An 18,744-nucleotide genomic window follows, 5' to 3' on the forward strand; every position below is an offset into this window, starting at 1 on the left:
TCTTTGTTCAAACAAAACCACTTTCATTTCGAAAGTGGTTTTTTATTTTTAATTTATGACTTCATCCATTCATCTAGTATATGTGCATAATCCGATATTAAACCATCAACACCCATGGCTAACATTTTTTGAGCCGTATGTTTATCATTAATCGTATATGGCAGTATCTTAAGATGCGATGCATGTGCAGCTTTTACAAATCTTCTCGTGACAATTTTATAATTCGGATTAATATAGTTTGCATACTCCCCTATTTTCTTAATTGCCCTTCTACTTATAAAACGATCTTTCTTCTTAATTAAGACACCTAATTCTATTTCAGGCCATAAAATATTTATTTTTTGAATTGCATTTCTATTAAATGATTGAATCATAATTTGATTGTTCGAAATACCATGTTGTTTGATCATAGTAATGATACCCTCTTCGATGTTCGGATAATTTTCAGGTTGTTTAATTTCTATTAGAAGCTTTATATATGTGTCTTTTATTAATTTAAGTACATCTTGAAATAACGGAATTTGCTCTCCAGAATATGCTTCCCCTTTCCATTTACCGACATCATATTTTGTTAATGCTTCGTACGTTAATTTTCTGATGATCCCTTTTTCTTGTGAAGTACGGTTCGTCGTCGGATCATGAATAACAACAAGCTTACCATCTATTGTTCTATGTATATCTATTTCAAGAACGTCTATATTGAATTCTATTGCACGTTTAAAAGAAACCATTGTATTTTCTGGTGCTAAAGATGGAACACCTCTATGTGCAACTTTTAATTTACATTTTTGATTATACACATTCATTGTCTACTCCTTTAAAATCAGTCATACTATAGATTATACCCAAATATTTTTATTTATAGAAAGGAACATGATTATGACAACACATATTTTTAATTTAAAAGGAACATGGACAAAAGGTAGAAATGCTTCTGGCCATATAACTACTGATAACTTATCTACACGCGTATCAATTCCAGAAGTAATGGATGGTCCGGAAATCGGCACAAATCCCGATGAAATGCTACTTGGTGCAGCTTCAACTTGCTATATGATTACATTGGCAGCAATGATTGAACGCTCTGAAATTGATATCGAGAGAATTGAAGTGGCTTCTAAAGGTCATGTTGATGTAGAAAATGGTGTAATCACTTATAAAAAAATAGAACATTTCCCAATTATTTATTTATCTGAAGAACCGGATGAAAATTTACAAAAAAGATTAAATAGACTTGTTCAAAAAGCAGAGGAATCTTGTATGGTAACACGTGCTTTGGCTGGCAATGTTCAAGTTGTAGCAACTGGGGAAATAAGATTTTAATAATGAAAACGTTTTAATCAGAATTTTCTATAAATTCTCTATTATTTTACTATTTTCTTTGCTACAATATAGAACATAAATTCAGTAAGGAGTGTATATATATGTATCAGCATGATTCTTTATTACTCGCACCAGGTCCTACAACTGTTCCAAGGGAGATTTTAGAAAGTATGAATCAACCTATGACAGGACATAGAACAAAGGAATTTAGTCAAATTATTCATCAAGCATCAAGAGATTTACAAACAATTTTTGGGGCTAAACACCCTGTTGCTATTCTAACTTCATCAGGAACAAGTGCTCTTGAAGCAGCTATGGTTAATGTAGCGAATCCTGAAGATGATATTGTCATTATTGTTTCAGGCGCTTTTGGGGATAGGTTTAGAAAAATCGCGTCCTCTTATCCTTTTAAGGCACATATTTTTGAAGTTGAATGGGGAAAAGGTGTCGATTTAAAAGAATTTGAAACATATTTAAACTCACTTAATGTTGATGTTAAAGCTGTATTTACTCAATTCTGTGAAACGTCTACTTCTGTTAAACATCCTATTAATGCTTTAGGTAAGTTAGTTAAACAATTTAATCCTGACATCTATTTTGTAGTGGATGGCGTTAGTATTATTGGAGCAGTAGAAGTAGATATGGAACAAGACAACATCGATGTTCTCGTTTCAGGTAGTCAAAAAGCAATCATGTTACCACCTGGGGCAGCATTTGTAGCATATAATGATAGAGCTATTGAAAGGTTTAAAGAAGTGAAAACTTCAAGATTTTATTTAGATTTAAATAAATACATAACTTCTTTAAACGATGATTCAACACCTTTCACACCTGCTGTATCACTTATTAGAGGTGTACAAACTTATTGTGATTTAATACAAAAAGAAAAATTTGAAAATACAATCAAAAGACATGAAGTATGTAAATCAGCTGTTCGAGAAAGTTTAAAAGCATTAGATATTGAACTATTAGTTGAAGATGAATTTGCATCACCTACTGTAACAGCTTTTGTACCAAATAAAAATGAAGTTAAGACGATTAAAGATGAATTACTTAATAGATTCAACATTACAATTGCTGGTGGTCAACAACACCTTAAAGGCACAATATTAAGGGTTGGTCACATGGGTAAAGTCTCACCAAATGACATGTTGCAATTTATTAGTGCATTAGAAATTATACTTTCAGAAATACGTGAACAATCAGTACTTGGTAAAGGTGTTTCAAAATTCCAGGAGGTAGTTAATCAATATGTTTAAAGTAATTGTAGTCGATCCAATATCAGAAGAAGGTTTAAAAAGTTTAACAGATCATGAAAAATTCGAAATAGACATCAAAACTGGCTTGAGTGAATCAGAAATCGTTAACATTATCGGTGACTATGATGCTTTAATCGTAAGAAGCCAAACTCAAATCACACCCCCAATCCTAGACGCAGCGAAAAATCTTCGCGTTGTAGCTAGAGCTGGTGTTGGTGTTGATAATATTGATATCGATCACGCAACAAAACAAGGTATTCTTGTTATTAATGCGCCTGATGGAAACACTATTTCTGCAACAGAACATTCTATGGCAATGATTCTTTCTATGGCTCGAAATATTCCAGAAGCACATCGCTCCTTACAAGAAGGTAATTGGGATAGAAAAAAATATCGTGGTACTGAATTATACAAGAAGACACTCGGCGTAATTGGTGCAGGTAGAATAGGATTAGGTGTTGCGAAACGTGCTCAAAGTTTCGGCATGAATATTCTTGCATTTGATCCTTATTTATCTAGCGATGACGCGAAACGTTTAGAAATTACAAGAGCGACCGTAGACGAAATTGCTGAACAAGCAGATTTCATTACAGTACATACCCCTCTTACACCAAAGACTAAGGGACTTGTAAATGAAGACTTTTTCAATAAAGCGAAACCTAACTTACAAATTATCAATGTTGCCAGAGGTGGTATTATCGATGAAGATGCCTTAATTAAAGCACTTGATGAAGGTAAAATCGAAAAAGCTGCACTAGATGTATTTACTGAAGAACCGGCAAATAACACACCACTTACGCAACATGAAAAAATCATCGTAACACCACATCTTGGCGCTTCAACTATCGAAGCTCAAGAAAAAGTTGCAGTATCTGTTGCAAATGAAATCATTGATATTTTTGAAAATAATAACGTCTTACACGCTGTAAACGCACCACAAATGTCTGGTGAAGTTGAAGCAGAACTAAGACCTTTTGTAGAATTAAGTAGAACAACTGGTGAAGTTGGTATCCAACTATTTGAAAAAGGTCCAAGAGAATTAAAAATTAAATATCATGGTGAAATTGCATTAGATGATACAAGTTTAATTACAAGACAACTTGTTATGGGTGTCTTACAACAAGACTTAGGTGATCATGTTAATTTAATCAATGCACTCGTATTGTTAAATGAACAAGGCGTAACGTATCAAATCGAAAAAAATAGTAAAAAATATGGTTTCAGCAACTATATTGAATTAGAATTAGTGAACAAAGACCATTCTATTAAAATCGGTTCGACTGTATTAAATGGTTATGGACCTCGTATCGTAAGAATCAATGACTATCCTGTAGATTTCAAACCAGAAAAGCATATGTTACTTATCCATCATAATGATAGACCAGGTATCGTAGGTAAAATGGGACAAATCTTAGGAGAACATGGTATCAATATTGCTTCAATGCACTTAGGTAGACATTCTATCGGTGGAGAAGCATTAATGATATTATCAATTGACGACGAAGCATCAGATGAAACAATAAATGACTTATTTGCTATTGATGGCTTCCAAAGTATTAAAAAAGTCGAACTAAATAAACAACTATAAACAATCAACCACGTGTTAGCATTCATCTAACACGTGGTTTTTATTATACATATTTAACTTACAAATGCTTTAAGTACAAGTCTTGCTCGATTATTGTTCATTTCATGAATATCATAGTATGTTAAGATATGTAACCTTATATCATTAATCAATTTTTCTTCAGATGATTTACCAATACTTCTCACTTTACCTACAATCCATAAAATAAATGATGTTAAAACAGTTTGGGATACGTCTTTCATATATTGCTGATCATGAGATATATCAGATTGCTTTATATCATTAATCAGACTATAAACTTCTTTACCAACTAAAAATTCTTTAGGACTCGTATCAATCACAATCTTTAGTTCGTCGACAGTGTGTGCTTTATAAAGTGTCCCCTTTTCGTTAATTTGTCGTAATTCATTTCTAGTATTGTCATAGCTTAAATTAAGGAATTGAGCAATCTCTTTAATTAATTCTTCACTATACGAATTAGGATCTTGCTTATTGAGTTTAGAAATTTTCTTATGTGAGAATCCAGTTTGCCTCATAAAATGGTTTCTATCAGCATCATGATTTTTAAGTAAAATATCAATATACATTATTCCAACCCCCATTTGTTTTTCAAAATTTTATTCACACTTCTATTATACAATATTTGTAAGTAAATATTGTAATAAAATCTTATAAATTATTTATTTATCAAAAAAACCCACAAATCATCAAAGATTTGTGAGATGTTAAATTTATAATAATACGTTTCTAATATCTAATATATTATCTACAATATAATCAGCATGATAATCTTCTAGCTCTGCTCTTGCTGACTGACCTTTTAATCCAGTAAGTGTGCCTATAAATGTTGCACCTGTTTTTTGTGCACTTAATAAATCAGCTAATGAATCACCTACTATATATATATCTTGCTCACTAAACACCTGTTCTTGTTCTTTAATATAAGTTAAATAGTTCTCTGGGTCATTTCCACCATTCGCTATTAAATAACTAAACGGATTTGGTTTACCGAGTGGTTTGAATTCAGGATATGTTGTTTCTGCTTTAAGAACTTCTGATGCTGTTCCTATATGGAATTCATCAAATTGCTTTAACCAACCGATTGTTTCAAATGGAACGATTGTTTCTGTTCTTGGTCTACCTGTAGCAATACCGATTTGATATCCTACTTCTTTCAAATCTTCTAGCAATTGAGTCACTTCATCCACATTTGCTAACACTACTTCTTCTTTTATATAACCATTTTTAAAAGTTGTACGTGGTGTCTTATGTTCAACTTCTTGATATAACTCAGTACCTAAGTACCATTCTTGATAAACTTCTTGCGCAACATCCCAGAACTTACTTTTCAGTTCAAAAATTGAAGCATCTTCTACATTGAGTTCTTCTTGCGCAAAAGCGATAAGATCATGATAAATATTTTCTTTACCGGAAGTCGCTTTAGATAAAAATCGACGAGGTGTTTCTATATTGATCTCTTGGCCTACTATTTGTTGAGCATAATTTTTCAAAGTATTGTCGTCAAAGTTAACGTTACTCAAGTCTAGATTTTTAGCTTTTGCTTGCTTTAACAATTCAATTAAATGTGTACTAATCACAATAAAAAGCATATCCCAGTTAGAATTTAAACCTAAAGACTTAAGTTCATTCAGAATTTGATCATCAATAAATATGTCTTTTCTAATTTGTTTAATATCTTGTTCGTCTAATGTTTCTATGTCTACTGTTCCTTTTAAGTTTAAAAAAGCTTCACTATATAAAATTTCATAAACTGTTAAAGCAGAAACATCAAAACATCTTTCTTCACTTAAAAAAACACCGTCTACATCAAATAATACTTGTTTCATATTATGCCTCCATTTTTTGAACATTCTGATTATAATTTTAGCATAGATTATTACCGAATACAGTAGTATTACAACATAAGATAAATGAAAACGTTTTACTTTAAAATGCAAAAAATCTTACAAGCAAATGGTCGCTTGTAAGATTTTTTAATATTATTTTTGTCTAGATTTATGAGCAATATATGTTACTTCTTTTTGTAAAGTATTCGTTCTTTCTTCTAATAAAGTCATAATTTTAGCTATTTTTTCACTTTTCTTTAAATCACTTGGTAAGTCTTTTGGATCAATCGGCTCTCCAAATTTAATAAAGGACTTTTGTCTAAAACCAAAAATTGATTTAACTTGTTTAGGGCCTTCAAAAGCAGCTGGTACAATTGGTTTATTACTTAATACAGCAATCGTAGCTGCCCCTCTTTTCAATGGTGCCTCTCCTGTTTCTGCTCTATGACCAGATGGGAATATACCAACACTTTTACCTTCTTTTAATAATTTAACCGGTATTTTTAATGTACTTGGACCTGGGTTTTCTCTATCAACTGGAAATGCATTCAATGAATGAAAGAACTTATCTGACCAGTCTTTCGAAAATAATTCCTTTTTTGCCATATAATTAATTTCTGTAGGATATAAACTTAAAGCTAACATGATAACTTCTACATATCCTGTATGTGTACATGTAACGATATAAGGTTCATCAGGAACTTTTTCTTTATTGATTGCTACAATTTGTTTCCCGAATTTTTGAAAAATAGTATATAAAACAGTACTCGCAAATTTATACATTTAATGACCACTCTCTTCTTAATGATATACATATTCTATCATTGTCGTACTTGTGGAACAAGTTTTCATACAAAATATTGTAACAATTTAAAACAACCATATCATTAGCTTTTTAAAGGAATTTCTATAATAATTATTTTATGGACAGTGTTTAAGGAGGCAATACAATGGATCAAAATCAAAATGAGGATCAACAAAATATTAATAAGACAACTTCAAATGGTTACTATTACAAACAAAAGAATAAAATCCCTTGGTATCAAAGTTGTCTTATCCCATTTATTTCTGGTATTTTAGGTGCGGTGTTAATACTCGTATTATATATCGGCGGGACTAAAATAGTAGATGTATTTAGCAATTATAATGATGAAGCAAACATTACTAAAGCACCTGCTAATGAAAAAGGTGGCAATATTAAAGATAATAAATCTAGCAACAAATCAGTTTCTAAAATGATTGAAGATGTTTCACCTTCAATTGTAGGTGTTATTAACAAACAAAAAGCAAGCGGACTCGAATCATTTTTCGGTGGTAACAACTCTGAGGATTCAAACGGGTCTGGTGATTCAGAAGAAACAGGTACAGGTACAGGCGTGATTTATCAATCTAATGGTAATAGTACATACATTGTAACGAACAACCATGTTATAGAAGGTGCAAATGAAATAGAGGTTCGCCTTCATAATGATAAATCAGTGAAAGCAAAACTTGTTGGTACAGATGTTATGACAGACTTAGCAGTATTAAAAATAGAAGGCAATTATAATATTAAACCAATTAAATTCGCAGATTCATCTAAAGTTAAAGCTGGAGAAACAGTATTTGCTCTAGGTAATCCATTAGGTGTCGAATTTGCAAACAGTGTGACACAAGGTATTATTTCGTCACAAGAACGTACGATGAATGTACAAACTTCTCAAGGTGTGACAGAAGCAACAGTAATTCAAACAGATGCTGCCATAAACCCAGGTAACTCAGGTGGTGCATTAATCGACTTAAACGGTAACCTTATCGGTATTAACTCAATGAAAATTTCAAGATCTGATGTAGAAGGTATCGGTTTTGCAATACCAAGTAATGAAGTAAACAATATCATTAAAGATATTATGGATGACGGTAAAGTTACACGACCTTATATCGGTATAAGCATGATCTCAATAGATGATATACCAAACCAATACAAAAAAGAATTAAATCTCACAACAGATAAAGGTGTTTACATTTCTGAAGTAGATAAAAAAGCAGACAACGGACTTAAAAAAGATGATGTCATCACTAAAGTAGACGATAAAGATGTATCAGACGTTTCTGATATTAAAAATTATATCTATAATGAGAAAAAACCTGGTGACAAAATCACAATCAAATACATTAGAGATGGTAAAACACATACAACAAAAATCACATTAAAAGAACAAAACTAAATTATATACCGCATGGGACAATGATAGAGTCCCATGCGGTTTTTAGATAGTTGCCAAAGTATTATGCTTTAGGTGTATTTTTTATGTGCTTCCATAGTTACAATTCGACCTACTTTTGTTACTATGGGCATCCTTAGTTACAATTCGACCTACTTTTGTTACTATGGCATGCGTTGTTTACATTTCCCACGACTTTTGTTACTAACGGCATTCTTATTAACATTTCAGCCGACTTTTGTAATCATATCTACTATTACATATACATAAACTCCATATAATAAAAAAAGCATGCAACATATCGAGTTGCATGCTTTTTCCATATACATATTACAAACTAAAATCCTCTTCCTGCGCCTCCGCCAGAGAAGCCGCCTCCTCCACCGAAGCCACCTCCGGAGAACCCGCCACCAGAACTACCTGATGAACCCCCAAAGATAAATGGTCCAGTCATACCGCGTCTTGTACCTCTTCTATTTCCACCTCTTGGAGGTCTACCGCCTCCATTTTTGAAGTAAATGATGAAGAATACAATAATAAATATGATAAAGATGATAAATGGTATTTTTCCTAACCCACTACTTTGTGGCTCGTCTTCAGTAAACTTCTTACCATCGTATCCGTAACTTTTAGCTACTTCATCCCACACTGCATCATATAAATTTGTTAAACCTTGACTGTAATAGGCATTTGCTTTTTTAGTATCTTTAGTTTGAGAAGCTTTCTTTTGATAAGGCATGAATTTAGAATCAATCAATTCCCCAACTTTAGAGTCGTTGAGCACACCTTCAAGTCCATCTCCAACTGCTATATCTATACCTCTATTATTGTTCTGATTACCGTTATCCATATTTAAAAGAATAACGATACCGCGATTATGCTTTTGGTCTCCAACTTTATAGTGTCGACCCGCTTCTAATGCATAATCTTGGCGAGGTGTTTGACCTATTGATTTCATCGTCATTAACAAGATATCTGCATCTGTTCCATCTTGTAATTTTTGACCCTTTTGATTAATTTTGTCTTTATCTTGATCAGTCATTAATTTAGCATGATCTTGTACAAATACAGGCTGTTCTAACTTAGGAAATTTATCATCAGCTGCATGAACGACATAACTTAGTGAAAAAAAGCTAACAATAAGCAAGACACAAAATCGTTTAAACATTAATTTCATTAAGATTCGTCTCCGCCAAAATCAACTTTTGGTGCGTCTTTAGCTTCACCTTTGGCTTGGAAGTATTCTTTTTTATCAAAATTAAACAATCCTGCTACGATACTAGAAGGGAATCTACGAGTAGCTTGATTATATTCATTAATAGATTCGTTATAATCTTTTCTAGCTACTGCGATTCTATTCTCAGTACCAGCTAATTCGTCTCTTAATCCTGTAAATTGCTTATCTGCTTTTAAATCTGGATAATTTTCACTGATAGCAAGTAAACGACTTAACGCACTATTAACTTCACCATTTGCTTCTGCTTTTTCTTCTGGCGTATTCGCACCTGCTAATTTGCTACGTGCATCTGATACATCTTTGAATACTTTTTCTTCGTGTTTCGTGTAACCTTTAACTGTATCAACTAAGTTAGGAATTAAGTCAACACGTCTTTGAAGTTGATTATCAATATTAGATAATGACTTATCCGCTTCTTCTTCAAGTCCAACTAATCTATTGTATGGACCGATCATAAATAAGCCAATAATAACAATTACTGCTACAACAACAATAATTGGTCCTAAATATTTTTTCATTAAATGTCTCCCTTTCTATTAATAAATAAATTGTCTTCTTTATTATACAATAAATACCATATGTATGCTAAAAAAGACTGAGACAAACATGGTTGCCTCAGTCTTAATAACTTATAAATATTAAACGTATTTAACCATTGTGTATTTCTTCTTACCTCTTCTTACAATTGTAAATTCGTCATCTATTTTATCTTCGCTTGAAATCTCATGGTTAACTTCTTGAATACGTTCACCGTTTAAGTATATTGCACCATTCGTAATATCTTCACGTGCTTGTCGTTTTGAAGGAGAAACGCCAGCTTCAATAATAAAGTCAACAAGTTGTACAGTTTCAGAACTTACTTCAGCTGTTGGAACATCTTTAAAACCTTCTACGATTTCTGATTTTGTTAAAGATTTAATATCTCCTTTAAATAATGCGTCTGTAATTCGTTTAGCTTCTTCAACTGCTTCTTCACCATGTATAAAGCCAACCATTTCTTCAGCTAATACTTTTTGAGCTTCTCTTAAATGAGGTGCTTCTTCAACTGTTTTTTCAAGTCTTTCAATTTCTTCTCTATCAAGGAAAGTAAAGTATTTCAAGTATTTTACAACATCAGCATCTTGTGAGTTAATCCAGAATTGGTATAACTCGTAAGCTGAGGTTTTACTTCTATCTAACCATACAGTACCTGATTCAGATTTACCGAATTTTTTACCATCTGCTTTCGTAACAAGTGGAATTGTGAAACCGTAAGCTTCAGTGTCACCGTACATTCTTCTCATTAAATCTAATCCTGTCGTGATGTTACCCCATTGGTCAGAACCACCGATTTGCATTTTACAATCGTAATTGCGGTTTAAGTATCCAAAATCAATGGCTTGTAAGATCATGTACGTAAACTCAGTGTATGAAATACCTGTTTCTAATCTCGTCTTAACAGAATCTTTCGCTAGCATGTAGTTTACACCTACGTGTTTAGCGTAATCTCTTAAGAATGAAATTAAGTCTATTTCTTTTAACCAATCTTTATTGTTAACAAGAATCGCTGAGTCTTCACCTTCAAAATCAAATATTTTATGCATTTGATTCATGATCCCTTTTACGTTAGCTTCAACTTGTTCATCAGTTTGTAATTTTCTTTCTTCTGAACGACCTGATGGGTCACCAATCATACCTGTACCACCACCGACTAAGACGATTGGTGTATGACCATGATTTTGGAAACGACGTAGTGTTAAATATGGTAATAAATGTCCAATGTGTAAACTATCAGCTGTAGGATCTGCACCACAATATATTTTAACTGACTCTCTATTTAATAAATCTTCAATTTCTTGTTCATCAGTTTGTTGATAAATTAAACCTCTCCATTTTAAATCTTCTAAAAGTTCATTTGTCATTATATTTTCCTCCTCTAAAATAGAATATAAAAAAGCACCCTCACAAAAATGTAAGGGTGCTTGAATACACGGTACCACCATACTTATGACGTACATTCATACATCATCACTCTTTAATGTTACGTACATTAATAACGTTGAACTTATTGTTATAAAGGTGTATTCATCATTATCACTTTATCAGTTCGCAGCACCACTGACTCTCTTAAAAAGAAAATAATCACTACTTCTCCTTTAGTTCATTACCATATGCAATTAATTACAAAGTATAATGCTAACTTTTTTAAAAGTCAACACTAAACATATATGTTATAATATTTATGATTAGATTGGAGGTAAAAATTTGAGTTCAAATCAGTCTAAAAACAAACTTAAAGAACAATTTAATCGTTCAAGTAAGAAATATAAAGATACTTTTAAAGAAACAAAATGGTCTCCAAAACTCATATTCCATACTACATACAATGTAATAAGCAATTTATTTTTCGTTATTGTATTTATTAGTTGTTTATTATTAGCTTTAGGATTGGGTATTGGCGGAGGATACTTCGCAGGACTTGTCAAAGATGAAAAAGTAATGTCTAAAAAAGAAATGAAGCAACAACTTTATTCAATGACAGAAAGTACATCTGTTTATTTTGGTTCTGGAGAGTCACTTGGTCGATTAAAAAGTCATGTCCAAAGGGATGTTATTAAAGGGAAAGACATAAGTAAGAATGTTAAAAATGCACTTATATCAACAGAAGATGAAGACTTCTATAACCATAATGGTATTGTACCAAAGGCTTTTATAAGAGCTTCTGTACAAGAAGTGCTTGGCAGTGCTAATTCTTCTGGCGGGAGTACATTAACGCAACAACTTGTTAAGAACCAACTTTTAACAAATGAAACATCATTTGAACGTAAATCAAAAGAAATGCTACTTTCAATGAATGTTGAAAAGAACTTATCAAAAGAAGAAATTATTGATAGTTACTTGAACGTTGTTTCATTCGGTAGAAATTCAAATGGTTCTAATATAGCGGGTATTGAAGCTGCTGCTCAAGGTGTATTTGGTAAATCAGCTAAGAATTTAAACGTTGCACAATCAGCATATCTTGCTGGATTACCACAGAATCCTTACACATACACACCTTTCTTGCCTAATGGTGATTTGAAAGATGATGAATCCTTGAAATACGGCATCAATCGTCAACACTATGTTCTGAAAAGAATGTATCAAGAAGAAAAAATTACGAAAAAAGAATACGATGAAGCATTAAAATTCGACATCAAGAAATCATTTGTTGATAAGGTTGAAGAACCTAATCAGAAATATCCATTCTTAACAGAAGAAGTAGAAAAACGTACTGTTGATATTCTTAAATATCATTTAGCTAAAGAAGATAATATTTCTAAGAAAGAACTTGATCAAACACCTGTTCTTATGACGAAATACACTGAAAAAGCTAATCAAGCTATGCGAACTGAAGGTTACCGTGTAGATACAACGATTGATAAAGATATGTATGACAAACTTCAAGAAGTTAAAGATAATTCTGGTAGCTACTCATGGGATAGAGAAGCAAGTTATACAAACAGTGAAGGTAAAAAAGCTTCTAAAGATTTCCAACATGAAGTCGGCGCATTATTAAAAGAAAACCAATCTGGTAAAATTCTAGCGTTCGTTGGTGGTAGAGATTACGAAAAATCACAAATCAATCACGCAACAAGTGCTAAACGTTCACCAGGTTCAACAATGAAACCATTACTCACATATGCGCCTGCATTTGAAAATGGATTAATCACACCAAACACTGCCCTACTAGATAAAAAATTCGACTTCCAAGGTTATTCTCCTGATAACTATGATAGAAGAGAATTTGGGCCGGTAACAGCAGATTATGCATTAAGAAACTCTTTAAACTTAAGTACTTTAAGATTGTATAGCAATGTTCAAGACTACAAACCATGGGAAAACTTAAATAAAATGGGTATGACCGTACCTAAAGATATCCAAGATGGTTTAGCTTTAACACTTGGTACAGCAGACTTCACGTTAGAACAAGATGTGAATGGTTACAGTACTTTAGCTAATAAAGGTGAATATAATGAAAGTTACATGATTGAATCTATTAAATCACGAGATGGCGAAGTGATTTATCAACACAAAAAAGATCCTAAGCGTATCTTTAGTGAATCAACAACACATTTAACAACAAGTATATTAGAAGGTGTTCTTGATGACGGTTCTGGTTACCAAATTAAGAATTCATTTGACGGTAACTGGGCTGGTAAAACAGGTACATCACAAGATGCTAAAGATAGCCTGTTTGTAGGATATACACCAAAAGTTACACTTGGTATATGGATGGGTTACGACCAACCAATAACATTTGATGAAGACAGTCATTATCAATTATTTATGTGGAGAGATATGGTTAATGCATTATCTTCTACAGATAGAGAAAAATTAGGATACGATAGTGAATTCTCTAGACCTAGCACAGTTAAAGAAGACACAATTTGCCAATACACAAATTCTACAGGAAGCTGTAGTAGTGGTGAATCTAAATCTTCTACATTAATATCTGATAAAGTCGATACTTCGAATAAAGATATTAATTCTGACTATGTATTAAAACGACTAGGACAAGCAATTGATAAAAACACATCTTCAAAAGTTAAGCCAAAAGAACGCGTATCTAAAAATTCTAAAGAAGCTTGGTCATATAAATCAAGCAGTAATAAAGATAGTAATTCAAACAGCAATAGCAAGCCATCCAGTGGTACAAGCACCGCACCACCAAGTGGCAATAATTAGATAATTCGTTTATAACACCTCATTTTCAGTGAAAATGAGGTGTTATTTTTTGTTGGGTATGATTTAATGAAAGATTTGCCTTAGTTACATTTCGACCGAGTTTTGTTACTATGGACACCTTTATTTACACTTCGACCGACTTTTGTAATTAAAAACTCATTCTCTACATATCCCTAAATATTTTATAAACAAAGAAACTGTTGAGACAGCCATTATTGTCTCAACAGTTTTCTATAAAGTCATATTTTTTTAGAATAATCCTACTGCAGAACCGTCTTCGTTAACATCCATATTTAATGCTGCTGGTTTCTTTGGTAAACCTGGCATTGTCATGATGTCCCCTGTTAATGCTACGATAAATCCTGCGCCAGTTCTTGGTGATAATTCTCTTATTGTTATATCGAAGTCTACTGGTGCACCAAGTTCTTTTGGATCGTCTGTAAATGAATATTGTGTTTTCGCCATACAAACTGGGTATTCATCCCAACCGTTTTCTTTAATTGTCTTCAATTGTTTTAAGGCTTTATCACTAAATTTAACAGATCTACCGCCATATACTTTCTGAACAATTGTTTCTATTTTTTCTTCTATAGATAAGTCTAAGTCATAAAGTGGCTTAAATGATTGTGGCGTTTCTAATACTTTTAATACTTCTTTAGCGAGTTCGACGCCACCTTCTCCACCATTTTTCCAAACTTCTGTTAGAGCAACTTTTACGTTATTTTCTTTACACCAATCTAAGACAACTTGTACTTCGTCATCTGTATCGTGAATAAACGCATTAATTGCTACAACAGGCTCAACGCCAAACTGTTTAATATTATTGACATGTCGTTCTAAGTTTACGATACCTTGTTGAACAGCTTGAACATTTTCTTCTTTAAGATCAGTTTTTGCTACGCCACCATGCATTTTTAACGCACGAATAGTTGCGACTATTACAACTGCACTTGGATCAAATCCAGCTTTACGTGTTTTGATATTTAAAAACTTCTCTGCACCTAAATCTGAACCAAATCCACTTTCTGTTACGACGATATCCGCTAACTTTCTAGCAGTATTCGTTGCAATAATTGAATTACATCCATGTGCAATATTCGCAAAAGGTCCACCATGTACTAATGCAGGCGTGCCTTCTATCGTTTGTACGATGTTAGGTTTTAGCGCGTCTTTTAAAATAAGTGTTAAAGCACCTTCTACCTTTAAATCACGAACCGTTACTGGTTGCTTATCGACATTATAGCCAATTGTAATGTTAGCTAGATTTTCTTTTAAATCTTTAATGCCGTTTGATAAACAGAATATAGCCATTATTTCAGATGCAACTGTGATATCAAAACCATCTTCTCTTGGTACACCTCTTGTCGGGCCACCTAAACCAACTACGACTTGACGTAACTCTCTATCATTCATATCAAGTACACGTTTCCACTCAACTCGTCTAGAATCAATATTGAGTTCGTTACCTTGATAGATATGATTATCGATAAAAGCTGACAACGCATTATTAGCAGTCGTTATCGCGTGTAAGTCACCATTAAAATGTAAATTGATTTCTTCCATTGGTAAAACTTGTGCATAACCACCACCTGTTGCGCCACCTTTCATACCAAATACAGGTCCAAGTGAAGGTTCTCTTAATGCAACCATTACATTTTGATTAAGTTGATTAAAGGCATCTGCTAATCCAACTGTTACCGTTGATTTCCCTTCACCTGCTGGCGTTGGACTTAAAGCTGTTACAAGAACAACTTTACCTTTTTCCTCTAGATTATTTAGCTTTGTAATATCAACTTTTCCTTTGTAGTGACCATATGGTTCCAAAGCTTCATGAGAAATTCCCACCTTCTCAGCTATTTCACTAATTGGTCTTAAAGTACTTTGTTTTGCAATTTCTAAATCTGATAAATGACTCAACATCGTTCACTCCTTAAATTTATATTACAAATTAAATATTAAATGACATATCCTAACACTATTAGGATATACAATTCACTTATAAAAGTCGATATGTAAGTTACTTTTATTCAAATTTCCCGTAAAAAAGATCACGCCAATTATATGACGTGAACTTTATTTAAATTAATCTTCAAGCGTAGATAAGTCACCTGCTGGTAAATCTAATTCCCAAGCTTTAAGTACACGTCTCATAATTTTACCTGAACGTGTCTTAGGTAATTTATCTTTAAATTCAATTTCACGAGGTGCTGCATGACCAGCTAATCCTTCTTTAACAAACTTTCTAATTTCTTCTTTAAGTTCGTCTGATTCTTCATAGCCATCTCTTAAAGCAATAAATGCTTTAATAATTTCACCTCTTACTGGGTCAGGTTTACCGATAACACCCGCTTCAGCAACAGCTGGATGTTCAACGAGTTTAGATTCAACCTCAAATGGACCTACACGTTCACCAGCAGTCATAATTACATCATCAACTCTACCTTGGAACCAGTAATAACCATCTTCATCTTTATATGCAGAATCTCCTGAAACATACCACTCATCATTGATAAAGTAAGAATCGTATTTAGGTTGATTATTCCAAATTGTTCTCATCATTGATGGCCAACCTTTTTTAAGGGCTAAGTTACCCATTCTATTCGGTGGTAATTCATTACCTTGATCATCTACAATTGCTGCTTCAATACCTGGTAATGGTTTACCCATCGAACCAGCACGTATATCCATAGAAGGATAGTTTACAATCATATGTCCACCTGTTTCAGTCATCCACCATGTATCATGTACTCTATGATTAAATACGTTATGTGCCCATTTAATAACTTCAGGGTTTAATGGTTCACCAACTGAAAGCACATGTCTTAATGATGAAAGATCATACTTACTAACAACATCATCACCAGCACCCATTAACATACGAAGTGCTGTTGGCGCTGTATACCAAATTGTTACGCCATATGTTTGAATAAAGTCATACCAACCTTCAGGCGAAAATCTTCCACCGACAATGCAATTTGTAACACCATTTAACCAAGGACTAAAGATACCGTATGATGTGCCTGTTACCCAACCTGGGTCAGCTGTACACCAATAAACATCATCTTCTTTAAAGTCTAATACATATTTACCAGATATATAATGTACGATCATAGCCTCTTGAACATGTAATACACCTTTAGGTTGTCCTGTAGAACCTGATGTATAATGTAAGATTAAACCATCTTCTCTATCTAACCATTCAATATCAAATTCATCACTTGCTTGTTCAAATGATTGATTGAAATCAATGTATTCATCACTTACTTCGTCATCTACAACGACAATATGTTCAAGGTTTGGTAATTCATCTTTCGGAATTCTACCAACTAAATCATTCGTCGTAATGATCACTTTAGCTTCACTATTTTCTAATCTGTCTTTAACTGCTTTTTCCATAAAAGCTTCGAATAATGGTCCTACGATAGCCCCAATCTTCAAAGTACCTAATAAAGAGAAATATAATTCAGGTGTTCTAGGCATAAATATAAATACTCTATCACCTTTTTGTACATTCGCTTCATTTTTCAAGACATTTGCAGCTTTATTACTCGCGATTTGTAATTCTTTAAATGTATAACTATCTTGTCTATTGCTATCTTTATAATGAAGTGCAATTTTGTCCCCTTTACCATTGTCTACATGACGATCGATACATTCGTAAGCCATATTTATTTTTCCAGTTTCACTCCAACTGAAATTCTTTTCGATATCTTTCCAATTATGATTTTTTACTGTTTCATCATAATCAGCAAGGTTATAAGAATCATTTAATGCTTCGTAAACTTCGACTTTCATTTAAATCTCCCCTTTTATGAATGTAATCGTTTTCAATAAAGCCTATTTACATTATAATATAAATAGATGATACTTTTCAAAAAAATTTGATTATTCAAAATACATATTGCAAATATAGAATATCATACTTAATGAAAGGAGGTACAACATTGGAATTCAAGAAGACTTTTATATCTGAAACTGTCCCCTATGATAAAGACACAGATATTATCGTTGAAGGACCTGTACATCCAGATCAATTACGAAACATGACTTTTGATGAAGGACTCAATAGTTTTAGAGTATCTAAAGAACAATTTGAAGCCATTATTGAAATTGCTGAATTACCTGAAGGAAGAATAATTATCGCACGTATTGATCAACATATTATCGGTTATACGACATACTTATACCCTGACCCATTAGAAAGATGGTCAGATGGTAATTTACCGTATATTCTAGAGTTAGGTGCTGTTGAATTGTCTTTAGATTATCGTAACTATGGTCTAGGTAAAAAAATGCTTCAACTTGCTATGAAAGCGCCTGAAATGGAAGATTTCATCGTCATTACAACTGAATATTATTGGCATTGGGATTTAAAAAACAGTGGTTTAGATGTTTATCAATATCAAAAAATCATGCATAAAATGATGGCTGAAGGTGGATTAGAAGTGTTTGCAACAGACGACCCTGAAATAATTAGTCATCCAGCTAATAGCCTAATGGCAAGGATTGGACAAAATATTCAACAAGAACAAATGGAAGCATTTGATAAACTCAGATTTATGAATAGATTTTTCTTTTAGAG

Annotated in this window: 15 protein-coding genes; 6 read left to right on the plus strand and 9 right to left on the minus strand. The window is 32.8% G+C overall.

The features are described from left to right. Positions 1-53: 53 nt before the first annotated feature. Positions 54-806: a glycerophosphodiester phosphodiesterase gene (locus tag ACJTHF_RS04260; protein ID WP_058592035.1), complete on the minus strand. Its 753-nt coding sequence runs from the start codon at positions 804-806 to the stop codon at positions 54-56. 73 nt (positions 807-879) lie between these two features. Between ACJTHF_RS04260 and ACJTHF_RS04265 the strand changes: the two genes are divergently transcribed. The 3 genes from ACJTHF_RS04265 (at position 880) to serA (ending at position 4,170) form a co-directional block, all read left to right on the plus strand. Beyond that, a complete protein-coding gene (locus tag ACJTHF_RS04265; protein ID WP_048539581.1) occupies positions 880-1,323 on the plus strand; it encodes an SACOL1771 family peroxiredoxin in 444 nt (147 codons plus the stop codon). 101 nt (positions 1,324-1,424) lie between these two features. Further along, positions 1,425-2,582 carry a pyridoxal-phosphate-dependent aminotransferase family protein gene (locus ACJTHF_RS04270; protein ID WP_058592034.1) on the plus strand — a complete coding sequence of 386 codons (1,158 nt, stop codon included), beginning with the start codon at positions 1,425-1,427 and terminating at the stop codon, positions 2,580-2,582. Next, a complete protein-coding gene (gene serA, locus ACJTHF_RS04275) occupies positions 2,575-4,170 on the plus strand; it encodes a phosphoglycerate dehydrogenase (protein ID WP_048539579.1) in 1,596 nt (531 codons plus the stop codon). The genes ACJTHF_RS04270 and serA overlap by 8 nt, the downstream gene beginning before the upstream one ends. Positions 4,171-4,223: 53 nt before the next feature. Here serA and ACJTHF_RS04280 read toward each other — a convergent pair whose 3' ends face one another. From ACJTHF_RS04280 to ACJTHF_RS04290, 3 genes are all read right to left on the minus strand, one after another. Beyond that, positions 4,224-4,757 (minus strand): helix-turn-helix domain-containing protein, encoded by a 534-nt coding sequence (locus tag ACJTHF_RS04280; protein WP_084755517.1) that lies wholly within the window; start codon positions 4,755-4,757, stop codon positions 4,224-4,226. A 144-nt stretch (positions 4,758-4,901) separates the two neighbouring features. Further along, positions 4,902-6,017, minus strand: coding sequence for an HAD family hydrolase (locus tag ACJTHF_RS04285; protein ID WP_058592032.1), 1,116 nt, complete (start codon positions 6,015-6,017; stop codon positions 4,902-4,904). A 153-nt stretch (positions 6,018-6,170) separates the two neighbouring features. Further along, a complete protein-coding gene (locus ACJTHF_RS04290; protein WP_058592031.1) occupies positions 6,171-6,800 on the minus strand; it encodes a lysophospholipid acyltransferase family protein in 630 nt (209 codons plus the stop codon). 167 nt (positions 6,801-6,967) lie between these two features. On the opposite strand from ACJTHF_RS04290, the gene ACJTHF_RS04295 reads away from it, so the two are divergent. Beyond that, complete coding sequence (locus ACJTHF_RS04295) at positions 6,968-8,224, plus strand: S1C family serine protease (protein WP_107603550.1); 1,257 nt, start codon at positions 6,968-6,970, stop codon at positions 8,222-8,224. A gap of 334 nt (positions 8,225-8,558) precedes the next feature. Here the strand turns inward: ACJTHF_RS04295 and ACJTHF_RS04300 are convergent, their stop codons facing one another. From ACJTHF_RS04300 to tyrS, 3 genes are all read right to left on the minus strand, one after another. Then, positions 8,559-9,398 (minus strand): TPM domain-containing protein, encoded by an 840-nt coding sequence (locus ACJTHF_RS04300; protein ID WP_058592030.1) that lies wholly within the window; start codon positions 9,396-9,398, stop codon positions 8,559-8,561. Further along, complete coding sequence (locus ACJTHF_RS04305) at positions 9,398-9,976, minus strand: LemA family protein (protein WP_049318639.1); 579 nt, start codon at positions 9,974-9,976, stop codon at positions 9,398-9,400. The genes ACJTHF_RS04300 and ACJTHF_RS04305 overlap by 1 nt, the downstream gene beginning before the upstream one ends. Before the next feature lie 120 nt (positions 9,977-10,096). Beyond that, positions 10,097-11,359 carry a tyrosine--tRNA ligase gene (tyrS, locus tag ACJTHF_RS04310; protein ID WP_232157100.1) on the minus strand — a complete coding sequence of 421 codons (1,263 nt, stop codon included), beginning with the start codon at positions 11,357-11,359 and terminating at the stop codon, positions 10,097-10,099. Positions 11,360-11,702: 343 nt separating this feature from the next. Between tyrS and ACJTHF_RS04315 the strand changes: the two genes are divergently transcribed. Beyond that, positions 11,703-14,162, plus strand: coding sequence for a transglycosylase domain-containing protein (locus ACJTHF_RS04315; RefSeq protein ID WP_407812562.1), 2,460 nt, complete (start codon positions 11,703-11,705; stop codon positions 14,160-14,162). A 249-nt stretch (positions 14,163-14,411) separates the two neighbouring features. Here the strand turns inward: ACJTHF_RS04315 and ACJTHF_RS04320 are convergent, their stop codons facing one another. Further along, on the minus strand, positions 14,412-16,079 hold the full coding sequence (locus tag ACJTHF_RS04320) for a formate--tetrahydrofolate ligase (RefSeq protein ID WP_058592094.1): 1,668 nt from the start codon (positions 16,077-16,079) through the stop codon (positions 14,412-14,414). Positions 16,080-16,244: 165 nt separating this feature from the next. Then, positions 16,245-17,957 (minus strand): acetate--CoA ligase, encoded by a 1,713-nt coding sequence (gene acsA / locus ACJTHF_RS04325; RefSeq protein ID WP_048539571.1) that lies wholly within the window; start codon positions 17,955-17,957, stop codon positions 16,245-16,247. A 149-nt stretch (positions 17,958-18,106) separates the two neighbouring features. Here acsA and ACJTHF_RS04330 point away from each other — a divergent pair, with 149 nt between their 5' ends. Further along, positions 18,107-18,742 (plus strand): GNAT family N-acetyltransferase, encoded by a 636-nt coding sequence (locus ACJTHF_RS04330; protein WP_078355911.1) that lies wholly within the window; start codon positions 18,107-18,109, stop codon positions 18,740-18,742. The last annotated feature ends 2 nt before the right edge of the window (positions 18,743-18,744 follow it).

It is taken from the genome of Mammaliicoccus sp. RAM2 (genome assembly GCF_045897195.1).
Lineage (GTDB): Bacteria > Bacillota > Bacilli > Staphylococcales > Staphylococcaceae > Mammaliicoccus > Mammaliicoccus sciuri.